At 40.0% G+C, this 22312-nt stretch carries 16 protein-coding genes and 2 tRNA genes; 6 read left to right on the forward strand and 12 right to left on the reverse strand.

Going from position 1 to position 22312, the window contains the following annotated elements:
* The 8 genes from pheT to uvrB all read right to left on the reverse strand — a co-directional run bounded on the left by pheT (position 1) and on the right by uvrB (position 8989).
* Positions 1–2376, reverse strand: coding sequence for a phenylalanine--tRNA ligase subunit beta (pheT, locus tag H0W64_02875; protein ID MBA3660647.1), 2376 nt, complete (start codon positions 2374–2376; stop codon positions 1–3).
* 25 nt (positions 2377–2401) lie between these two features.
* The gene (gene pheS / locus H0W64_02880) at positions 2402–3415 is read right to left on the reverse strand and encodes a phenylalanine--tRNA ligase subunit alpha (protein MBA3660648.1); all 1014 of its coding nucleotides are present in this window, start codon (positions 3413–3415) and stop codon (positions 2402–2404) included.
* Between the two features lie 176 nt (positions 3416–3591).
* Positions 3592–3966, reverse strand: a complete 375-nt coding sequence (rplT, locus tag H0W64_02885; GenBank protein ID MBA3660649.1) for a 50S ribosomal protein L20 — start codon at positions 3964–3966, stop codon at positions 3592–3594.
* 51 nt (positions 3967–4017) lie between these two features.
* A complete protein-coding gene (rpmI, locus tag H0W64_02890) occupies positions 4018–4215 on the reverse strand; it encodes a 50S ribosomal protein L35 (protein ID MBA3660650.1) in 198 nt (65 codons plus the stop codon).
* 60 nt (positions 4216–4275) lie between these two features.
* A complete protein-coding gene (gene infC, locus H0W64_02895; protein ID MBA3660651.1) occupies positions 4276–4794 on the reverse strand; it encodes a translation initiation factor IF-3 in 519 nt (172 codons plus the stop codon).
* Between the two features lie 12 nt (positions 4795–4806).
* Positions 4807–6723, reverse strand: a complete 1917-nt coding sequence (gene thrS, locus H0W64_02900) for a threonine--tRNA ligase (protein MBA3660652.1) — start codon at positions 6721–6723, stop codon at positions 4807–4809.
* 81 nt (positions 6724–6804) lie between these two features.
* A tRNA-Val gene (locus H0W64_02905) sits at positions 6805–6876 on the reverse strand.
* 100 nt (positions 6877–6976) lie between these two features.
* Positions 6977–8989 (reverse strand): excinuclease ABC subunit UvrB, encoded by a 2013-nt coding sequence (uvrB, locus tag H0W64_02910; protein MBA3660653.1) that lies wholly within the window; start codon positions 8987–8989, stop codon positions 6977–6979.
* 160 nt (positions 8990–9149) lie between these two features.
* On the opposite strand from uvrB, the gene H0W64_02915 reads away from it, so the two are divergent.
* The 5 genes from H0W64_02915 to H0W64_02935 all read left to right on the forward strand — a co-directional run bounded on the left by H0W64_02915 (position 9150) and on the right by H0W64_02935 (position 14299).
* Positions 9150–10352, forward strand: a complete 1203-nt coding sequence (locus tag H0W64_02915) for a pyridoxal phosphate-dependent aminotransferase (GenBank protein ID MBA3660654.1) — start codon at positions 9150–9152, stop codon at positions 10350–10352.
* Positions 10353–10739: 387 nt separating this feature from the next.
* Positions 10740–10812: transfer RNA gene (locus H0W64_02920), tRNA-Asn, on the forward strand.
* Positions 10813–10858: 46 nt separating this feature from the next.
* A complete protein-coding gene (gene prpB, locus H0W64_02925; GenBank protein MBA3660655.1) occupies positions 10859–11731 on the forward strand; it encodes a methylisocitrate lyase in 873 nt (290 codons plus the stop codon).
* Entirely contained in the window at positions 11728–12849 is a 1122-nt protein-coding gene (prpC, locus tag H0W64_02930) for a 2-methylcitrate synthase (protein ID MBA3660656.1), read from the forward strand. The genes prpB and prpC overlap by 4 nt, the downstream gene beginning before the upstream one ends.
* A 1-nt stretch (position 12850) precedes the next feature.
* Complete coding sequence (locus H0W64_02935) at positions 12851–14299, forward strand: bifunctional 2-methylcitrate dehydratase/aconitate hydratase (protein ID MBA3660657.1); 1449 nt, start codon at positions 12851–12853, stop codon at positions 14297–14299.
* Positions 14300–14790: 491 nt separating this feature from the next.
* Here the strand turns inward: H0W64_02935 and H0W64_02940 are convergent, their stop codons facing one another.
* From H0W64_02940 to H0W64_02955, 4 genes are all read right to left on the reverse strand, one after another.
* On the reverse strand, positions 14791–15411 hold the full coding sequence (locus H0W64_02940; protein ID MBA3660658.1) for a hypothetical protein: 621 nt from the start codon (positions 15409–15411) through the stop codon (positions 14791–14793).
* Between the two features lie 138 nt (positions 15412–15549).
* Positions 15550–16179 (reverse strand): CvpA family protein, encoded by a 630-nt coding sequence (locus tag H0W64_02945; protein ID MBA3660659.1) that lies wholly within the window; start codon positions 16177–16179, stop codon positions 15550–15552.
* 69 nt (positions 16180–16248) lie between these two features.
* A complete protein-coding gene (locus tag H0W64_02950; protein ID MBA3660660.1) occupies positions 16249–16995 on the reverse strand; it encodes a glycerophosphodiester phosphodiesterase in 747 nt (248 codons plus the stop codon).
* 18 nt (positions 16996–17013) lie between these two features.
* A complete protein-coding gene (locus tag H0W64_02955) occupies positions 17014–18708 on the reverse strand; it encodes a hypothetical protein (GenBank protein ID MBA3660661.1) in 1695 nt (564 codons plus the stop codon).
* A gap of 148 nt (positions 18709–18856) precedes the next feature.
* Here H0W64_02955 and mfd point away from each other — a divergent pair, with 148 nt between their 5' ends.
* Positions 18857–22300 (forward strand): transcription-repair coupling factor, encoded by a 3444-nt coding sequence (mfd, locus tag H0W64_02960; GenBank protein ID MBA3660662.1) that lies wholly within the window; start codon positions 18857–18859, stop codon positions 22298–22300.
* Positions 22301–22312 lie beyond the last annotated feature (12 nt).

Raw genomic sequence — 22312 nt, forward strand, 5'->3', positions numbered from 1 at the left:
TCAACTCCTTAGCTCTGCTCCTGTTTGCCCTCGCAACGCTATTATTACGCGCTCCACTAGCTCTGCTACTTCATCGTCCACTAAAGTACGATGAGGATGTTGAAGGATTAGCGCCAATGCGATGCTTTTAAAACCCGGCGAAATCCCCTTCCCTTGGTAGACGTCGAAGATAAAAACCTCTTTTAACCAATCACCTGCGACTAACTTTATTGTATCCTGAATCTTCGCCGCCGGTATAGCTTGATTTACGATCAGGGCAAGGTCTCGTCTGATTTCTGGAAATTTAGAAATGTCTTCAAATTGACTATTCTTGCGATAATTGATCAAGGAAAGGTTGATTTCAGCTAAATAAACCGTCTCGGTGAGTCCAAGCTTATCTTTGAGCGAAGGGTGAATGGCGCCCAGAATACCGATTTTTTGACCTTGCCAAACTATGGCGGCTGTTTGCCCAGGATGTAAGGCGGGATGCGCTTCACTAATATAATGAATAGATTCGCCGTGTGTGTAATTTTTTATCAAAATTTCAATCGATCCCTTTAAGTCGTAGAAATCGACGGGTCTATTTTGTGCCCCCCATTGAATCGGGTCTGCAGAGCCTCCGACTATCAAACCAAGCTTTAAAACTTCTGTCGTATTCTTATCTTCGAGGTAGCAAGCACCAATTTCAAATAAGTGGATATGATCTTGCTGACGGCTGCGATTATAAATGTAAGATTGAATCAAACCCGGCCATAAATTCGAACGCATGACTGTCATATCTGCACTAATCGGATTTAAAATTGTTTTCAGGGTGGCGTTCGGATCAAGAATGTTTTGGAGGTCGGCTTCAACAAAGCTATAAGAAATAATTTCGTGAAAACCTAAAATAGCTAAACTTTTTCTGAGTGGTGACCAATCTTTTTCGTTAAATTGATGATGGGTTGCATATAATACTGATTGAGGAATTCGCGCTTCAATATTTTCATAGCCATAAAGCCTTGCGATTTCTTCTATTAAATCTTCTGGTATTAATAAATCCGGTCGGTAAGAAGGGATGGCAACTTGCCAACCGCTATCATTACTTTGCACTTTAAAATCTAAACGCTTAAAAATATTGTCTACAACAACCCGAGGAATGTCTTTACCTAAAACCGCATTGAGATGATGATGCTGAAGGTCAATTAGAACCAAGGAGGGTAAATAACTTTCTGTTTGTTGGACGATAACTGGCGATGCTTCTCCGCCAGCAATTTCTAGAATTAAAGCGGTTGCTCTCTCAAGCGCTTCGATTTGAATATTAGAATCAATACCGCGTTCAAAACGATAGGATGATTCAGAATTAAGATGATAAAACTGACGCTGTCTCGCCACAATCTGCGGGGGAAAATAAGCACTTTCAAGTAGAATGTCTTGAGTAGTTAAAGTAACGCTCGAAGCCATACCACCCATGACACCGGCGATGGCGACAGGTGCTTGGTGATCGGCAATGACAAGTGTTTCATCATCTAAAGTTTGTTCAGAGTCATCCAGTAATTTTATCTTTTCACCCTGCTTAGCAAAGCGAACTTCAATACCCCCATTGATTTTTTCAAAATCGAAGGCATGCATGGGTTGCCCCATTTCTAACATGACATAGTTTGTGACATCAACAATAGGATGAATTGATCTAAATCCACTACGACGTAGACGCTCTGCTAACCATACTGGCGTTTGTTTGGGCGGCTTCACATTGCGTAGGATGCGTCCTGCATAGCGGGGACAAGCTGCCGGTGCTAAAATCTTTAAATTAAAGTTTTCGGAAAGCATCGACTTAACGATACTTTCCGAAAAAGGTTTCACTGTTGTTTCAGTTAAAGCTGCGATTTCTCTGGCTATACCTTTGATACTGAGACAATCACCCCGATTGGGTGTAATTGATAAATCAAAAATATAATCTTCTAATTTTAAATATTCTTTAACAGAAACCCCTACTTCTGAATCAAATGGAAATTCAATAATGGCTTCATTATTATCAGTTAAATTTAACTCCGCTGCTGAAAGCAACATACCTGAAGAAGTTATACCGCGAATCTCTGATTTTAAAATCTCCGTGCCATTCGGTAGGCAGGCACCAATTTTTGCAACAGCGACGTAAAGGTTTGGGGAAGCATTTTCAGCGCCACAAACAATTTGTAACGTTTCTGACTTGTCAATTTCAACCTGGCAAATCTTTAAATTATCTGCTTGTGGGTGCTTTTCAAGCGATAAAATTTTGCCAACGATAATATGCTCTGATAAGTTGATGAGTGGGTCTATACTTTCAACTTCAATGCCACCCATCGTTAAAATATTCGCGAGTTGCTCGCGGGATAATGCTGGGTTAACCCATTCTCGTAACCAATTTTCGCTACATTTCATATTAATTTCTTTTCAAGAAAGTTGTTTAAAATTGACTTAAAAAACGAACATCGTTTTCAAATAATGAGCGTAAGTCTTTTATGCCATATTTAAGTAATGTTAAACGATCAATACCAACGCCGAATGCAAATCCTTTAAAACGTTTGCTATCTATGTCCACAGATTTTAAAACGTTGGGGTGGACCATGCCGCATCCTAACACTTCAAGAAAGCCCGTTTGCTTGCAAATTCTGCAACCTTTACCTACGCAGTTTAAACAACCGATATCAACTTCGGCTGAAGGTTCGGTAAAAGGGAAATATGAAGGACGCAATCTAATTTTGATATCGGCACCAAAAAATTCTTGCAGAAAGTAAGTTAAAACGCCTTTTAAATCGGCAAAAGAAAGCGTTTCTGAAACCATCAAACATTCAAGTTGATGAAACATGGGCGTGTGGGTTATATCAAAGTCACGACGATAAACACGACCCATAGCCACTACTTTTAAAGGCGGTTTAAGCTTTTTCATGGCATGAATTTGCACAGGTGACATTTGACTACGAAGCAATAAACCATCATCGAAATAAAAAGTATCTTGCATCGCGCGAGCTGGATGTAAAGGAGGAATATTGAGGGCAGTAAAATTATAAAAATCTTCCTCAATTTCAGGTCCTTCCATAAAATTAAAACCCATCCGGCCAAAAATCTCGCGTAGCGTATCAAACGTTTTAATTAACGGATGAATGCTACCCTGGCCTTGTGTTCTCCCGGGTAACGTTATATCGATGGTTTCGCTATCCAACTGGATTTTAATTTGTTTGGCTTTTAAAATTTCGTGACGCGCTTCAAGGGCCTGGGCAATCGATACTTTAACATCGTTAACCTTTTGGCCAGCAGCAGGTCTTTCTTCTGGCGGGAGTTGCCCCAGTGTTTTCATATATTCAGTAAGGTAACTCTTCTTACCCAAATATTTTACGCGACAATCATCAAGTACCTTTAAATCTTCGGCTGCTTCAATAGCAGCTTTGGCTTGCAAAAAAATTTCTTCAAGAGATTGCATGCTGAACCAACCTGATAAGGATAATTATTTTTAGCATTATTAACGTCATTGTAATATAGCGTAATCATCGCGATTAACACCACAGTGAAACGTGAAAAGCATACAGTTCAAGAAAGCTAAATGCCGTCTATTCTTGGAATAGACGGCATTTTTGTTAGCATTGAATAAAGAGGATACTAAGCTGCAGCGCTTACGCTACCAAGATTTAATTTGGCTTGCTCAACGAGGGTACTGAATGCTGCTTTATCGTGTACCGCCATATCCGCTAATATTTTTCTATCAAGGGTAATAGAGGCTTTTTTCAAGCCATGCATAAATTCACCATAGGTCAAACCATGCGAGCGAGCTGCTGCATTAACCCGGGTAATCCAAAGCGCACGAAATTCTCTTTTTCTATTACGACGATCGCGGTAGGCATATTGAGCTGCTTTAATGACTGCTTGTTTAGCCACACGGAAAACGCGGCTGCGTGCGCCATAATAACCTTTCGCTTTTGCTAACACTTTTTTGTGTTTAGCTCTTGCAGTAACGCCACGTTTAACTCTTGGCATAGGATATTTCCTCTTCTATTTAAAACGACTAACTAAATTAGTTAATAAAATTTATGCAAATGGTAACATTTGTTCAATACGACCTAAATCCTCATCTCTTACATGAAATCCGTTACGCATATGACGCTTACGTTTCGTCGATTTTTTGGTAAGAATGTGGTTTCGGTTAGCGCTACGGCACTTAAATCCACCATTTCCGGTGGCACGAAAGCGCTTGCCCGCTCCGCGATTTGACTTCAACTTTGGCATGAACTTTCTCCGCTAAACACTTGTAAATTATAATTATACGCGAGTAGCTGCGCAATTCCTTTATTTCTTTTTTGGCCCCAAAATCATCACAATTTGGCGACCTTCAAACTTAGGATGTTGCTCGACTACTCCATAGTCTACGAGCTCGAGGACCATTCTTTGCAACATTTGCATCCCCAGTTCAGGGTGGGTCATCTCTCGGCCACGGAACCGTACGGTGATTTTGGCCTTGTCCCCCTGCTCTAAAAACTTAATAACATTCCGAAGCTTAACTTGATAATCTGCCTCTTCAGTACCAGGTCTGATTTTTACTTCTTTAACTTGGATTAGTTTTTGTTTCTTTCTTGCAGAAGCTTTTCGCTTACTCAACTGAAACTTATATTTACCGTAATCCATGATACGACACACGGGTGGCTTTGCTTCAGGAGATACTTCAACAAGGTCAAGACCCCTTTCCTCCGAAATTTTTCGCGCATCGAGGGTGGATACGACTCCAAGCTGTTGGCCTTCTGCATCTATAAGACGAACCTCATGAGTTCGGATTTCTTCATTAACCCGAGGTTTTTTTTCTGTACTAATCCTATCATCCTCCTATTTTGTTCGGCCACGCTTGGCGATTTGGGTTTTTAGCAAATCAATCAACTGGTTCGTTGTCATTTTGCCTAAATCCGCACCATCCTGTGTTCTAACAGAAATTGTGTCAGATTCCACCTCACGGTCACCTATGACTAAAAGATAGGGAACGTGATCAAGCGTGTGCTCGCGGATTTTAAAGCCGATTTTCTCATTTCTCAAGTCTGATTTTACTCTAAAACCATGTTTTTTCAGTATGGCTACAATTTCCTGGGTATATTCTGCTTGGTTATCGGTAATATTCATAGCCATAATTTGCACGGGAGCCAACCAGACTGGTAATTTTCCTGCATATTGCTCTAATAAGATCCCAATAAAGCGTTCCATCGAACCTAAAATGGCTCGATGTAGCATCGCTGGGACCTTTTTACTCCCATCTTCTGCGATGTAGCTTGCTTCAAGTCGAGCTGGCATCGAGTAATCGAGTTGTAAGGTGCCACACTGCCACATTCTGCCAATACAATCTTTTAAGTGAAATTCAATTTTGGGACCATAAAATGCTCCTTCCTTGGGCCGGATTTCAAAATCCAAATTTAAACCTTTCAAAGCATCCGCCAGAGCACCTTCTGCAAAATCCCAAAGTTCATCACTGCCCATTCGCTTATCCGGCCGTGCGGCCAGGCGAATGGTAATGTCATCAAACCCAAAATCTTGATAGACATCCATTAAAAGTTTAATGAAGTTGGAAGCTTCTATCTGGATTTGCTCATCGGTGCAAAAAATATGAGCGTCATCTTGCACAAGTTGTCTAACCCGCATCAAGCCATGCATGGAACCCGATAATTCATTGCGATGTAATGTGCCGTATTCCGCTAAGCGCATCGGCAAGTCACGATAGCTACGCAAGCCCTGTTTGAAAATTAAGATATGACAAGGACAGTTCATGGGCTTGACTGCATATTGGCGATCATCTGAGGAAAGGGTAAACATCTCTTCGTTAAAATTGCCCCAATGTCCCGATTTTTTCCACAATTCTAAGTCGACAATTTGCGGTGTTGAAACTTCTTGATAACCACTCATTAAAAGACGGTCAGAAATGTAACGTTTAATTTCTTGATAAATTAGCCAACCCTTTTCATGCCAGAAAATCATTCCTGGCGCTTCTTCTTGTATGTGGAATAGATCCATTTGTTTGGCTATTTTACGATGATCGCGTTTTTCAGCTTCTTCCAAATTCTTTAAATATTCATCAAGCGCTTTTTTATTTGGCCAAGCTGTGCCGTAAATACGTTGCAACATTTCGTTATTAGAATCACCACGCCAATATGCGCCGGAAACTTTCATTAACTTAAATGCTTTAATCATGCCGGTGCGCGGAACGTGTGGACCTCGACAAAGATCAGCAAAACCATCTTGCTTATAAATGGTTAAAGTTTCATTACCGGGGATATCTTGAATGATTTTGACCTTGTAGTGCTCCCCAATCCCCTCGAAATAAGCAATAGCTTCATCTCTGGAAACAACTTCTCTTGATACCGTGTAGTTTTCGTCTACGATTTCTTGCATTTTAACTTCAATGTTATTCAAGTCTTCTGTGGAAAAGGGACGATCATAAGAAAAATCATAATAGAAACCATTTTCAATGACAGGACCAATGGTGACTTGGGCTTTCGGAAATAAAATTTTCACGGCTTGGGCTAAAAGATGTGCCGCAGAATGGCGAATGATTTCTAAACCTGCAGGGTCACGGTCTGTAATAATTCGAACTTTTGCATCGGCGTTAACGATAAAAAAAGTATCAACAAGTTTCCCACCTACTTCTCCAGCAAGGGCCGCTTTGGCTAATCCGCTACCAATGCTTAAAGCAATGTCATAAACGCTAACAGGTTGCTCAAATTGTTTTTGGGTGCCATCGGGCAAGGTAATGGTCGGCATAAGTTTTCGATTTCGTATCAATGTTTCATACTTTCTAAAATACAAAATCCCACTACAAAATGTTGTAAGGGATTATAAGTGTAGGCACGAGTGGGATCGAACCACCGACCACCACCATGTCAAGGTGATGCTCTACCACTGAGCTACGTGCCTGTTAATGGGCTTTTATGCCCCAAAAAATATCGGGTAAAGATACCTGGTTGCCGTATGTTTCGCAAGCAATAAGTTGATGAATAGCAATCATTTTCATAGATTAGCGGGCCAGAGAATTTTCTTTCAAAGATTTAATGACATCACGTAAACGAGCTGCTTCTTCGAATTCTAGATTATGAGCATGAGCATACATTTTATTTTCTAGTTTGGTAATTTTCGCAGACGCAGCCTCAGGCGTTAGATTTGCAATATCATACTCTTCATCCTTTAGCTTCCCTTTTGGAAATAATCGTCCTCTCACCCTATTTTCTGAATAAGCGCCTTCCATGACATCATGCACTGCCTTCTTTACACTTGTGGGTGTGATCCCATGCTTTTCATTATAAATTTTTTGTTTGTCGCGACGACGACTCGTTTCAGACATGGCTCTTTCCATCGAGCCAGTGATGCGATCAGCATATAAAATAGCTTTGCCTTTAAAATGACGGGCAGCACGACCAATTGTTTGTATCAATGAAGTTTCCGAGCGAAGAAACCCTTCTTTATCAGCGTCTAAGATGGCTACCAATGAGACTTCCGGCAAGTCCAATCCTTCCCGTAATAAATTAATACCAACGAGCACATCGAAATGCCCAAGCCGCAATCCGCGGATAATTTCGACACGTTCAACCGTTCCAATATCAGAATGAAGATACCTTACTTTAATATGGTGTTCATCCAAGTATTCAGTTAAATCTTCAGCTAAGCGTTTGGTTAAAGTAGTAACCAAAACCCGACTTTTTTCTGCAATACGCTTATTAATTTCTGATAGTAAATCGTCAACTTGTGTTTTTGCAGGCTTCACTTCTATTTCGGGATCAATAAGGCCCGTTGGACGAACGACTTGCTCGGCGATGACATCGGAGCGCTCAAGCTCGAAAGCAGTGGGCGTTGCTGAGACATAGATCGTTTGCGGAGCGCGTTCGCTAAATTCTTCAAATTGTAAGGGTCGATTATCAAGCGCGGATGGCAAACGAAAGCCATATTCCACTAACGTTTCTTTCCGAGATCGATCGCCCCGATACATGCCATGAAGTTGCGGAATCGTTACGTGCGATTCATCAATAAAGAGCAAGGCATCTTTAGGTAGATAATCAAAAAGTGTCGGTGGCGGCTCGCCCGGCGCTCGGCCAGATAAGTAGCGGGAGTAATTTTCTATACCGTTGCAATAACCTAGTTCTTGCATCAGTTCTAAATCATAAATAGTGCGTTGTTCAAGACGTTGAGCTTCAACTAATTTATTAGTATTATGAAGCACTTCCAATCGTTCTCGTAAGTCCATTCTAATATGATCAATCGCCTTAATAATAGTGCTGCGCTGCGTAACATAATGGGACTTAGGATAGATAGTTAATCGAGGAACCCGTCTTAAAATCTCGCCTGTTAGGGGGTCAAAATAGGATAAATTTTCGATTTCATCGCCTAACAGTTCTATTCGCACTGCTTCCATATCCGATTCAGCAGGATAGACATCAATAACATCACCGCGCACACGGTAGTTTGCCCGATGCAAATCCATGTCATTACGGGTGTATTGAAGCTCTGATAATCGCCGCAAAATAAAACGTTGATCAACTTTATCGCCTCGATCTAAGTGCATGACCATACTTAAATACATGCGAGGATCACCCAAGCCATAAATCGCAGAAACGGTTGCAACAATAATAGAATCATTGCGCTCTAAAAGCGCTTTGGTTGCAGAAAGCCGCATTTGCTCAATGTGATCATTGATCGATGCATCTTTGGCAATATAAGTATCAGATGAGGGAACGTAAGCTTCTGGCTGATAATAATCGTAATAGGATACAAAATATTCCACTGAATTTTTAGGGAAAAACTCTTTCATTTCTCCATAAAGCTGGGCCGCAAGTGTTTTATTCGGCGCTAAGATTAAAGTTGGACGTTGAATAGCTTTAATGACATTGGCCATCGTAAATGTTTTGCCGGATCCCGTAACCCCAAGCAAAGTCTGATACGCCAATCCACTTTGAATTCCTTCAATTAATTGGCGAATAGCTTGGGGCTGATCACCGGCGGGGGTAAATTCAGCATGTAATTCAAATTGTTGAGTCATAGGTATGATCGGTAGCAGAAGCTCGTTAATTTAACTATAATCTGGGTTATCAAATGATACGCAAAAAATACATTGCATAAGAACATACGACGCATCATATCATATTTTTAGCGTGTAATTAACCAGCCACACTTAGTCAAAATATAGCGAGTTAATCACCATGAACGACCGAGCATTGCAGTTATCCGAGCGCATTACCCTCATCAAACCATCTCCGACTTTAGCAGTTTCTGCTCGGGCTGAAGAACTCAAAAGCACAGGCGTCGACATTCTCAATCTGAGCGTGGGCGAACCTGATTTTGATACACCGGATCACATTAGAGAAGCTGCTATTAAAGCACTCAATGAAGGGCATACGCGTTATACGGCTGTCGATGGTATTAGACCCTTAAAGCAAGCCATTGCGGAAAAATTTGCGCGTGATAATCAGTTGAATTATACCCTTAATCAAATTTTAGTTTCGTGTGGCGCAAAACATAGCATCTTTAATGCATTTACCGCGATTCTTAATCCGGGTGATGAAGTGATCATTCCCGCACCCTATTGGGTTTCCTATCCGGATATTGTCAAAATGACGGGCGGCATCCCGGTTATCGTTCAATCTGATTTTGCAAATGCTTTTAAACTGACCCCAGAAAATTTGAAATCCGCAATGACAGAAAAAACAAGAGCCTTTGTTATTAATAGTCCTTCAAACCCAAGTGGCATGGCTTACAGTCTGGATGAATTAAAAAAACTGGCTGAAGTATTAATTGAATACCCGGATGTGTTGATCGTGACAGATGATATTTATGAACATTCACTTTGGCGACACTTACCCTTTGCAAATATTTTAAATGCGTGTCCCGAGCTTTACGAGCGTTGCATCGTAGTGAATGGTGTTTCTAAAACTTATGCGATGACAGGATTTCGCATCGGCTATGCAGCGGGCAATGCAAAAATTATTGCTGCTATGAAGAAAGTACAATCCCAAAGTACCTCTAATCCCACAAGTATTTCTCAATATGCCGCCTTAGCAGCGCTTACCGGCGATCAAGCTTGCGTTAAAACGATGACGCAGGCATTTAAAGAGCGGCATGATTTTATCTATGCAGCACTCAAGGATTTTCCGGGCTTTGAATGTTTACCTTCCGATGGAACTTTTTATAGCTTTCCCTCAATCCAAAAAATATTAAGTAAAACAGGCTTGCAGGATGATATACAATTTTCCGAGTATTTGTTAAATGAGGCACGTGTAGCGGTGATTCCAGGCAGCGCATTTGGTATGGAAGGATACATTCGCATTAGTTATGCGGCGCCTTTCGAAACCTTGACGCAAGCGGTAGAACGTATCCGTACTGCTTTACAGAAGCTGTTTACTTAATCAATATCCATAAACAAACAGCGGCCCTTGATTTCTCGCGGACCGCTGCTGTTCCTCATCTCACCTTTATTGTTCTTATAAGTGGCAATGACGAGGGTACACCTCTTGCCAAGGAATAAAGTTGATGCGGATATATTATTTTTAGTTCCATTGAATAATTTAATAATCTGTTTTTCCCTTTCTGGCTATTGTGTCATCATATTATTAATGTAATATTAACAGCGCACAGATATTTGTTTAGTTTGTAATCGACACTAGATTTCTTCTCTAAAAAGCACCTTAAAGTATGCTGAGTTCAAATAAAGCGCTAAGGGCCTATAAAAACAGTAAATTTTTATTGACGGACTAGAAAACCAATATTAGTATTCACCTCACTTAATGCTACATTCCCCGGTAGCTCAGTCGGTAGAGCAAGTGACTGTTAATCACTGGGTCGGCGGTTCGAGCCCGTCCCGGGGAGAAAATCTGCAACATTCCGCAAGTTTCCACATCAATGGAGCGTCACAATGAAGCGAGGGTTACGCGATGCGCTGGCTCAGGAAAACCCATTACAAATTGTAGGAACAATTAATGCTTACATGGCATTAATGGCAGAGCGTGCAGGTTTTCAAGCAATCTATCTATCAGGCGCAGGCGTTGCTAATGCATCTTACGGATTCCCAGATCTGGGAATAACTAATCTTACCGATGTTGCTGAAGATGTTCGCCGCATTACCTACGCATGTGATTTACCGCTATTAGTTGATATTGATACAGGGTGGGGGACAGCGTTAAATATTGCTCGCGCTATTAAAACAATGATTAGAAGTGGCGCTGCGGGTATTCATATTGAAGATCAAGTACAAGCTAAGCGCTGTGGTCATCGCCCCGGTAAAGCGCTCGTTTCACCTGAAGAAATGTGTGACCGTATAAAAGCTTGTGTGGATGCAAAAGATGACCCCAAGTTTGTCATCATGGCGAGAACCGACGCCCTTGCTAACGAAGGATTGGCCCAAACTATTGAGCGTATTCAGCAATATATTGAAGCCGGTGCCGAAATGATTTTCTTTGAAGGTGTTACTGATTTATCCCAATATCAAGCTGTCACAGAAAAATGTAAAGTTCCCATCTTAGCTAATATGACTGAGTTTGGGCTAACCCCTCTTTATGCTAAGGAAGACTTGCAAAAAGCCGGCGTTGAGCTCATCCTTTACCCCCTCTCCGCTTTCCGTGCCATGTGCGCGAGCGCCCATCAAGTTTATAAAACAATCCGTCAAGACGGCACGCAAAAAAGTTTATTAAAAGAAATGCAAACCCGTCAGGAGCTTTACGAGGTCCTGGATTATCATCGTTATGAACAACATTTAAATGAATTATTCGCACAAGGAAAAGGTAAATGACTGCAAAAACTGGCGGGTTAGAAGGTGTTATTGTTGGTGATACAGCCATATGCACCGTCGGGAAAGAAGGCGTTGGGCTGACTTATCGTGGCTACGATATCCATGATCTTGCCACCTATTCTTCTTTCGAAGAAGTAGCTTATTTGCTCCTTTACGACAAACTACCCTCTTTATCGGAATTAAACGCTTACCGCGATAAATTAGTAAAACTAAGACGGCTTCCTAACGAGTTAAAATTAATATTAGAAACAATGCCAGGCTCAGCGCATCCTATGGAAGTTTTGCGCACAAGTGTATCGATGCTAGGCACATTGGAAGCGGAATCTGCTAATTACAATGATCATGATATTGCTAACCGCTTAATTGCTTGTGTTCCCAGCATGTTACTTTATTGGTATCAATTCCATCGAAACAATACACGTCTTGAAACTTGGGTTGCAGAAGAGCCAACAGTAGCTGGCTACTTTATGTATTTATTATTAGGTAAAAAACCAACTGACGAAGTTCGCCGCGCTATGGATGTCTCACTCATTCTTTATGCAGAACATGAACTCAATGCCTCAACCTTTGCAGCGCGTGTCACAGCATCAACAGGATCAGATTTTTACTCAGCTATTGTTTCTGCCATTGGAACTTTACGCGGTCCTTTACATGGCGGCGCCAACGAAGAAGCAATGCGTTTAATCAGTATGTTCAAAACACCTGATCAAGCTGAAGCCGGCGTCAAAGAAATGCTAGCTAAAAAAGAAAAAATAATGGGATTTGGCCATCGTGTTTATAAAAACTCTGACCCACGCTCCGATATCATTAAGGAGTGGTCGAGAAAATTATCTTTAACAGCACGTGATGGTTACCTCTTCGCTATTTCTGAACGCATTGAAAAAGTAATGTGGGAAGAGAAAAAGTTATTTCCTAATTTAGATTTTTATAGCGCAACAGCCTATCATTTTTGTGGGGTACCCACTTTATTGTTTACGCCTATTTTTGTCATGGCCCGCCTCAGTGGGTGGAGTGCTCATATTTTTGAACAACGTGCCAACAACAGATTGATTCGGCCCGAAGCAGAATATACGGGTCCTACAAAACGATCTTACACCCCTATTGAACAACGAGGCTGAAATGGCTTTACATACAGTGGATAGCAATATCCGCCCTGAGATGGATGAAGTATTACTTACAATTGCTGAATATACGGCCAATAGCACGATTAAGAGCGAGCTTGCTTACCAAACAGCTTCTTTTAGTTTAATGGATGCACTGGGCTGCGCACTTATGGCCTTAGAATTTCCCGCTTGTACAAAGTTACTAGGACCCATCGTGCCAGGAACCATTGTACCTCTTGGCGCTCGAGTACCAGGGACAGACTATTGCCTGGACCCCATTCTTGCAGCATTCAATATTGGCACCTTAGTTCGTTGGCTTGATTTTAATGATACTTGGCTTGCAGCAGAATGGGGTCACCCTTCTGATAACTTAGGTGCAATTTTAGCACTCACTGATTATCTCAGCCGAACCAAACGAGCTGCAAATAAAAAACCTTTAGTCGTGCGAGATATTTTGACCGCCATGATTAAAGCTCATGAAATTCAAGGTATCTTAGCACTGGAAAATGGTTTTAATCGTCTCGGATTTGATCACGTTCTTTTGGTAAGAATTGCATCCACTGCCGTTGCAACATCTTTATTAGGTGGCACAGTAGAACAAATTGCTAATGCACTCTCGCACGCTTTCATTGATGGCGCAGCTTTAAGAACTTATCGTCATGCTCCCAACACGGGAAGTCGAAAATCTTGGGCTGCAGGCGATGCAACCAGTCGGGCCACCCGACTTGCTTGGCTCACAATGCAAGGTGAAATGGGTTATCAAAGTGCACTCACTGCAAAAAAATGGGGATTTTATGATGTTGTCATGCAAGGAAATCCTCTCAAGCTGAATCATTCATTTGGTAGTTATGTCATGGAAAATATTTTATTTAAAATATCTTTTCCAGCAGAATTCCATGCGCAAACTGCTGTTGAGTGTGCAGTAGTTTTGCATCCTCAAATTAAGGATCGTTTGCATGAGATTGAAAAAATCGTCTTAAACACTCAAGAATCGGCAGTCAGAATTATTAGTAAATCGGGGCCGCTCCATAACCCTGCTGATCGAGATCATTGTTTACAATACATGGTAGCTGTCGGACTTCTAGAAGGTGATCTTAATGCTAAGCATTATGAAAATGCCTTTGCTTATCACCGTAAAGAAATTGATGAGCTTAGAAATAAAATGATTGTTGAAGAAGAACCGCGCTTTTCACAAGAGTATTTACATCCCGATAAACGCTCGATTGCTAATGCGATTCAAATCTTTTTTAAAGATGGCACGAAAACTGAGAAAGTTACCATTGAATACCCAATTGGCCATCGACGCCGTAGAGAAGAAGGAATTCCCCTCTTGTTCAGAAAATTTGAAGGAAGTGCGCAGAAGCATCTTTCATCTGAAAAAGTTACGATGCTGCTCGATCTCTTTCACAATCAAGCAAAACTCGAAGCTACCCCAGCTGATGAATTCATTGAATTATTTTGTTAAATTCTGCCAATGGTGATGCCCCGAAAGCGCTATTAAGGGGCATCCTTCAAGTTAAGATTCCTCTTTCGAGTACTTTTTACCACGTTGCTTCTGATTTCAGACTAACGCGAGATTAATCGTTTTAATAAAGCTACAGTTACTCTGTAACTAAATTTGTTACGCTTGCTCGTGTAACAGCTTCTCTTAATGAATAATCATTCGCAGAATGAAGAAAAAAGTCTCAAAGTCTCAACGTTGTTTCTTTGTCTTTAAAGTTTTTAAGTTTATGATTTAATGCGTTTGATTCTTTCACTAACCTTCGCGCACTTTTGCAGCATCCCTTCAATAAAATTTGCTAATCTTCATTTATTGCACCATCCTCGATCATTATTTTTGCCGCTCCATTCAGTGAGCGGCAATGTAGAATTTTATTCTCTTAAGTTAGCGGTTTTGCCACTCTCCCTAGCTTCTCTCAAGGGGAGAGTTCATCTGTACCCATCACGACTATTTACTTATCTTTTTGCAAATACACTTGCAGCCATAGCATTATCATCAATATCTAAATCCATATCACTATTAGATTTATGTTTAAATAAATGTAAGTGAAATTGCAGACATTTTCGTCTAGCTATTTCTTTCGCGTAGGTATGCTTATGTTCGGCTAGCATATTCATGCAAGAAGATTCATTATTGGTTCTTTTCAATTCTTTTTTCGCAAATTGATATCCCTTTTCAAATCCGTATTTCATAGCAAGTGCGATTGTCACTTCTCCTGCTTGTCCGTCTGTAAAAAATAGGTTTGGGAAATTAAATTTGTCTCGGATGAGAGCCCTATGTTCTTTTGAGATATAGTAGAAGGCGTTAATAGCTAGTATTACATTTTCAGCTAAAAAACCGTCTTTAATTCTATAAATATTGCCAAAAAAGTCTTTTGAGTTTAAAAAATTTTTGATTAGTCTATCAGTACCAAATCTCGATAGAATTTTCTCAGCACCTTGATCCTTACAATAGATATTTAATTCAAAAGCATTAGATACGTCTTGGTGTAAAATAAACTTATTTATATCTGCATTTTTATTTTCATTAACAAATGTTAAAAACTGATTTTCTGATTTCGCTAATAACCACGGCATAACAAATCACTCCGGAATTGAAACAGGCATCAATATATGGAATTATAATTCATATGCAAGTAACACCACGCAGCCGTGATTGCCTCCCTCGAAGCAAAGCGAGGCAAGAGGAGTCCCGGGTGTACCCTTCCCTTTCTCTTATTGTTTTAAATAACCACCATAGGTATCGGTTAAATCTTTAAGGGTCGACGTTGCACCTTGAAATGTTTCACCAAACTTTGCTTTTAAGTTAGCTAAACTAGGCGACACAACGCCCCCTAGCCAAACCACAGAAGGTTGGTAAGCTGCGACAAGTTTGGATTGTTGCCACCAAGCTTCAGCTGATAAAGGGGTCATTTGCACTAGAAAAATTAGCACTAAGTTTATGATATAACCCCGTATGAGCCCGAAAACACCACCAAACAAACGATTTCCTATTCCAAGAACCCCGGCTTGAAAAGCAGCATTCGCAAAATACCCAATGATCGATCCCACCAATACGGTTCCTGCGAATAATAAGCCAAAACTTAAGCCCAATGCTAAGTATGATACGGGCTGGGTGGTATTCATACCAATCGAGGTTGAGGCTTGAGTTACTACATTTTGCACCGTGGGAGAACTGGTGAAAGCCTGCGCAAGTGGATTAGAAAAGACAATGGCAACGATAAACGCTGCAATAAGAGTGATTAAAGAAATAATTTCTCGGACAAAACCGCGGGCTAAGCCCGTTAAAATTGAGAAAAAGAAGATAATGAGGATTATGTAATCGACCCAATTCAAATCAGACATGATTCACCCTTTAGTAACTTATTCGCACGACTGAACGATATAAATAGATTAAATAGTATATCAAATTGTTTAAGTAAGTGAGGCTATTATTATATCTGGAACATCCGTGAACACAGCATCAACCCCCCAACTAAAGAGCATTTGTGCCCGAGCAGGATGGTTCACGGTATAGCAGAATAGTTGTTTATTCATAGCTTTGATGATCTCCGCAGTATTTTGAGTAATGATTTCATCGTTAACATGAATTGAGACGGGGTGTAACCAGGCACAAATTTCTTGCCAATCGGGCAGCCATTCATGCAAGAGCAATCCCACTAAAACTTGTGGGTAAAATTGTCTAATACACTTTAATGCTTCCAAGGAGAAACTAGAAAACAGAAAGGTGTTTTCTGAGCTGTCTAAATAAGGTTGCATGATTTCCATGACATTTTTTACTTGTTCTGCTTCTTGACCCGGTAGCGCTTTAATTTCAATGTTCGCATTCATTTGCCGCGTTGCTAGAAAATGAAGCAATTCTTTAAGGGTAGGAATGCGTTCGTTTAAAAAAGCGGGATTGAACCACCCTCCCGCATCAAGCAATTTTAAATGAGAATAGGGATGAGTAAAAACAGGTCCCGTACCGTTCGTTGTTCGGTCTAAAAGATCATCATGAAAAATAACAGGTTCGCCACATGCGGCTTGCACCACATCACATTCAATCCATTTAATGCCAAGGGCTGCTGCTTTTTCAAATGCAGCAAGTGTATTCTCAGGAGCAAGCGCACTTGCACCACGATGAGCGATGACAGGCGGTGTCACTTTAAGCATGAGTGTCACGAGCAACCCCTTGTATCGTTAACCTTGTGAAGGCGTTGAACTATGATTTTTAATTTCAACTTTTTCTGTGGGTGCTAATTTTGATCCTGACTGTCCCTTAAAAAAAAGTGGTAAAATGTTAACTGAGAAATGTGATTTTTTTTCTAGAGGTTGGGGTTCTTGTGGTACTGAAATGAGGTTCGCTTCTGGCGATTTAAATTGATCCCAAGCTACGCAAAAACCAAAAGAACTGCTACCACTAAATAATCCGCCAGCGCCCCCTAAAAGAGCAAGTGATAAAGGATTTATCACACCCATTAAGAACATGATGGCTGTTGTTGCACCTGCTCCAACGCACGCGCTTAATCCTACTTTGATCCCATAATGATTCAAAAAAGACTTAATAAAATCAAGATCAGTATCTGCATGCTTCGCTAATATTTCTTGAACTTGATCTATGACATTATCAACTTGTTTGAGCATGTCTTTAGCAGTTTTTATGCTTGATCTTAAACTACGTTGCAATAATTCTGTCGCATCGCCAAATTTTTTATATTGCAACATATGTGATTTAATATTTCTAATATCACCAAAATTGTTAAAGTAAAAAGTGATGAGGTCATTGAGCATTTTCCCAACATCATTAAGTTCATTTTGAATTTCATCGGATATTTTCTGTTGTTTATGATTATGAAGATCAATTAACATATGCTGAGCTTTAAATAATTGTTTAAATTCATTTTCTGCTGTATGAGATGATTCAGGCTTAATAAAACCCTGTGAAAATAAAATATTACGAAAAGCATCAACTTCATTATAAAGAATAAATAATTTATCACGACGATTTTGCAGATCTGCATCAGCATCTTTAAGCTCATCAAACTTTGCCTGAGTCGTTTTGATCATTGCTTTAAAGGAGGAGTTTAATTGAACTTTAATATTTTCTAGTAAAACAATAACCGCTTTTAATTCTAGCTGACATGCTTTAAGGGTTTTAGAGTCATTATCTTTGCGCGCTGATTCAAGTTTGATAATAATTTTATTAATATCTTCAATCGTAATTAAATTTTTAAGTATTTCTAAGAGTTCTTTGTCGGACTGATAGGGTTTATTAAGATTTAAATCTCGAGTATCTATTTGATATCCATGCTTAATAATGGTTTCAACCATAGTATTGAGTGAGCCATTCAAAACATTCAAAGATTCTTGAAAAGGAGGCAGAGTCACTTTCAAACTATGCTGTTGTAATGCTTCATCCTCTGTCTTTGCTTCGCTTAATTTCTCTATGAAAAGAGATGACGAGACATTATCTAAAAACTGCATCATTAGGTAGTGATATTTCGTTAAAACTTCACACCCATAGATAACCCGCGACATTAAGGCTTTAAAGTTTTTAAGAGTCTCTTGATGAGAAGCAATGTTTTTTTTCTGAGAATTAAAATATTCTTCAAGGCGCTGATCGAGATTGTTTTTTATATTACAGTAGTAAACTTTAATTTCCTGAAGATTATCAAATTGAATAGCGCCACTTAGTTCATTGATCCACAAATCATCAAAGAAATTTAAAAGGTCAAGGTTGATACCTCTTGGCTGGGAAGTACCGTCGCGCAAAATTTCATCAACGGAAAATCTTATTCGCTTCAATATCAATTCTATTCTTTTATCTATTAATTTAGCTTCACTTAATTCAAATGTAGGAAACTGGCGTATACCACTCACTCGATTAGTTGTCATGCTCCACCTCCGTGGCTTTTAAGCCTTTCATTATTATGAATCTAATAGAACATTTTTATCTACTTCCCATTCTAGATTCAACTGCTAAAATACACCCCTCAATTCGCATGCAACGATTTGCATAAAATTAAGGCAGCACAATACACTTATGCAGCAACCTGATCTTAACTTTCCACCCCTTCCCAGCCCATTAGCCGAAGTTGTTCGTTGGCAAAATCTTCATGGCGCGAGCGTTAGCCTTGCAATTAGTAATGCACTAAAGGAAGTTGACCGACCCGTACTTATTATTGTCCCAGACAGTCTCAGTGCAGCCCGATTATCGGATGAATTGCATTTTTTTCAGGATGAAAAAATGCAAACGACGCTTTTTCCCGATTGGGAAACTCTACCCTATGATCATTTTTCACCCCATCAAGACATCATTTCAGATCGGCTCTCTGCACTTTACCTACTTCCGAATCTAAAGAAAGGTGCGTTGATCACAACCGTTTCGACCTTGATGCAAAAACTTCCGCCTCGAGATTTTTTAGTTCGCCATAGCTTTATCTTGAAAACTGGCGAAATTTTAAATTTAGATATATTTAGCACTAAACTCGCAAAAGCCGGCTATCGTCATGTCAGTCAGGTTCGAGAGCATGGTGAGTTTGCCATTCGCGGATCAATTATTGACTTATTTCCTATGGGAAGTAAGCACCCCTTTCGCATTGACTTATTTGATAATGAAGTAGACTCCATTCGAATTTTTTCTTCGGAGACGCAACGTTCACTTGAAAAGATCAATGCCATTCAATTACTTCCTGCGAAAGAATTTCCTTTAACCGATGAGGCGATCGATTACTTTCGCCAAAGTTTTCGAAATGCCTTCAGTGGCAACCCTTTACATTGTTCGCTTTATCAGGACATAACCGAAGGCATTTACTCACCTGGCATTGAATATTATTTACCTTTATTTTTTGAAAAAACCGAGCGGCTTTTTGATTATTTACCTGAAAAAGCATTGATTATCGTCGTTGAAAATATCAAAACGCAGGCTAACGATTTTTGGCAAGAAGTTACAAGCCGCTACGAACAAGGTCTACCTAACAAAAGCAGGCCTCTCCTTCTCCCAGAAAAATTATTTCTTTCGCCAGAGGAAATTAATAAAGCCTTAGCTAGTTACGATCGTATCGAAATTAATTCAAGCGAGAAAAAAAATAATTTTAACTTTGCAACTGCGCCTGCTATTGATTTACCCATCAATTATCAAGCCCAAAATCCTTTAGCGGCACTCGACAATTTTATTAAAACTTACAAAGGTAAAATTTTATTTTGTGCTGAATCAACCGGTCGTCGTGAAGTATTGTTGCAGTTATTTCGCAACATTGACCTCCATCCTAAATATTTAACGGATTGGAATGATTTTTTAGCTACTTCTGAAAAATACTCCATGGTCATCGCCCAGCTGGAAGACGGGTTTTCCTCTATACACCCAGATTTTACGATCCTTACGGAAAAGGCTTTCTACGGCGCTCGCGTCATGCAACGCCGCTTAAGAAAAAAAACCACGCAAGATCCTGATGCCATTATTAAAGATTTAACTGAACTAAAAGTTGGTGACCCAGTCGTTCATATTGATCATGGCGTCGGTCGTTATTTAGGTTTGCAAACTTTAACAGTTGGTGAACAGCTTGCTGAATTTTTGACTTTAGAATATCAGGGTGGGGATAAATTATATGTTCCAATCGCATCATTACACTTCATTTCGAGGTATACAGGTGCAGACCTTGAACATACGCCGATTAATAAATTAGGTACTGACCATTGGAATAAAGCTAAACGGAAAGCTGCCGAAAAAATTCGTGATGTGGCAGTGGAACTATTGGATTTGTATGCGAAAAGAGCATCGCGACCTGGGCTTGCTTTAACCATGCCAGAAGAACAATACGCGGCTTTTTCATCCGCTTTTCCTTTTGAAGAAACGCCAGACCAACTACAAGCCATTGATCAAGTGTTTAAAGATATGACGTCAACTCGACCGATGGATCGCGTCATTTGTGGCGATGTTGGATTTGGCAAAACAGAAGTAGCATTGCGTGCAGCTTTTCTAGCAGTGCAAAATAATAAACAAGTTGCCATTCTAGTTCCAACCACCTTACTCGCCCAACAACATTTTCAAAACTTTCAAGATCGATTTGCAGATTGGCCTATTCAAGTTGAAATGTTATCGCGGTTCCGGACAGGAAAGGAACAAGAGATTATTTTAACGCGGCTTAAAGAAGGTAAAGTTGATATTGTCATTGGCACGCATAAATTATTGCAACAAGATATTGTCTTTAAGTCTTTAGGCTTAATCATTATTGATGAAGAACATCGATTCGGTGTTAAGCAGAAAGAGAAATTGAAATCATTACGCACCATTGCAGATATACTGACACTGACTGCCACCCCTATCCCACGTACGCTTAACATGGCTCTTGCTGGCATACGCGATTTATCCATCATTGCAACGCCGCCCGCAAAAAGGTTATCTGTTAAAACCTTTGTCCATGAATACCAAAAACATATTGTTCAAGAAGCGGTTCAGCGGGAAATTTTACGCGGAGGGCAGGTTTATTTTTTACATAATGATATTTCCACTATTAACAAAAAAGCTGAAGAAATCAAAAGTCTTGTAGGTGAAGCGCGCGTGACCATAGCACATGGTCAAATGCATGAGCGTGAATTAGAAAGAATCATGTCAGATTTTTATCACCGCCGTTATAATGTTTTGGTGTGCTCAACCATCATTGAAAGTGGCATTGATATACCGACTGCTAATACTATCATTATCAATCGTGCCGACAAATTCGGCTTGGCACAACTTCATCAATTACGCGGACGGGTAGGACGTTCTCATCATCAAGCTTATGCTTATCTACTCACCCCACCCCGCTCATCAATTACAAAGGATGCAGAAAAAAGATTAGATGTCATCACCGCCTATGATGACTTAGGCATTGGCTTTACCCTTGCCACGCATGATTTAGAAATTCGCGGGGCAGGAGAATTATTAGGTGCTTCTCAAAGCGGTAATATGCAAGAAATTGGTTTTACGCTCTACATGGATTTGCTCTCACGTGCAGTTGATGCACTTAAAGCAGGCCGAGAACCAGAATTAGATTATTCATTTGTACACCATGTCACTGAAGTTGATCTGCATATTCCGGCTTTAATACCAGAAACCTACCTTGGTGATGTAGAACTTCGCCTTCAATTTTATAAACGCATCGCCAGCGCGAAAAGCGATCGGGAGCTTGATGAAATTCAAATTGAAATGATTGATCGATTTGGATTAACACCTACGTATTTGAAAAACTTATTTGCAATTGCTTTACTTAAATTAAAAGCGCAGCAGCTTAACATTATGAAAGTTGAATTAAATGCCCATGCGGGGAAAATTGAATTTGGTAATGAACCTAAAGTTAATCCAGAAACCATTATTAAATTGATTCAAAGCGAATATGGAATGTATAAATTGGATGGTCCAACCCGACTTAAATTAACTTTAGGCGACCATCAAGTTGAAGAGAGAATAACCTTAGCGAACGCCATTTTAAGCAAATTGGGTGAGTAAGGTAATGTAATC

The organism is Gammaproteobacteria bacterium, from assembly GCA_013816845.1.
Taxonomy (GTDB): domain Bacteria; phylum Pseudomonadota; class Gammaproteobacteria; order DSM-16500; family DSM-16500; genus Aquicella.

Excerpts from the sequence above, each read along its gene's own strand:
- H0W64_02955 (MBA3660661.1), bottom strand. The coding sequence starts at position 18,708 with ATGACAACTAATCGAGTGAGTGGTATACGCCAGTTTCCTACATTTGAA.
- pheS (MBA3660648.1), bottom strand. The coding sequence starts at position 3,415 with ATGCAATCTCTTGAAGAAATTTTTTTGCAAGCCAAAGCTGCTATTGAA.
- H0W64_02935 (MBA3660657.1), top strand. The coding sequence starts at position 12,851 with ATGGCTTTACATACAGTGGATAGCAATATCCGCCCTGAGATGGATGAA.
- prpB (MBA3660655.1), top strand. The coding sequence starts at position 10,859 with ATGAAGCGAGGGTTACGCGATGCGCTGGCTCAGGAAAACCCATTACAA.
- uvrB (MBA3660653.1), bottom strand. The coding sequence starts at position 8,989 with ATGACTCAACAATTTGAATTACATGCTGAATTTACCCCCGCCGGTGAT.
- rplT (MBA3660649.1), bottom strand. The coding sequence starts at position 3,966 with ATGCCAAGAGTTAAACGTGGCGTTACTGCAAGAGCTAAACACAAAAAA.
- prpC (MBA3660656.1), top strand. The coding sequence starts at position 11,728 with ATGACTGCAAAAACTGGCGGGTTAGAAGGTGTTATTGTTGGTGATACA.
- H0W64_02915 (MBA3660654.1), top strand. The coding sequence starts at position 9,150 with ATGAACGACCGAGCATTGCAGTTATCCGAGCGCATTACCCTCATCAAA.
- H0W64_02940 (MBA3660658.1), bottom strand. The coding sequence starts at position 15,411 with ATGCCGTGGTTATTAGCGAAATCAGAAAATCAGTTTTTAACATTTGTT.
- H0W64_02945 (MBA3660659.1), bottom strand. The coding sequence starts at position 16,179 with ATGTCTGATTTGAATTGGGTCGATTACATAATCCTCATTATCTTCTTT.
- rpmI (MBA3660650.1), bottom strand. The coding sequence starts at position 4,215 with ATGCCAAAGTTGAAGTCAAATCGCGGAGCGGGCAAGCGCTTTCGTGCC.
- thrS (MBA3660652.1), bottom strand. The coding sequence starts at position 6,723 with ATGCCGACCATTACCTTGCCCGATGGCACCCAAAAACAATTTGAGCAA.
- pheT (MBA3660647.1), bottom strand. The coding sequence starts at position 2,376 with ATGAAATGTAGCGAAAATTGGTTACGAGAATGGGTTAACCCAGCATTA.
- mfd (MBA3660662.1), top strand. The coding sequence starts at position 18,857 with ATGCAGCAACCTGATCTTAACTTTCCACCCCTTCCCAGCCCATTAGCC.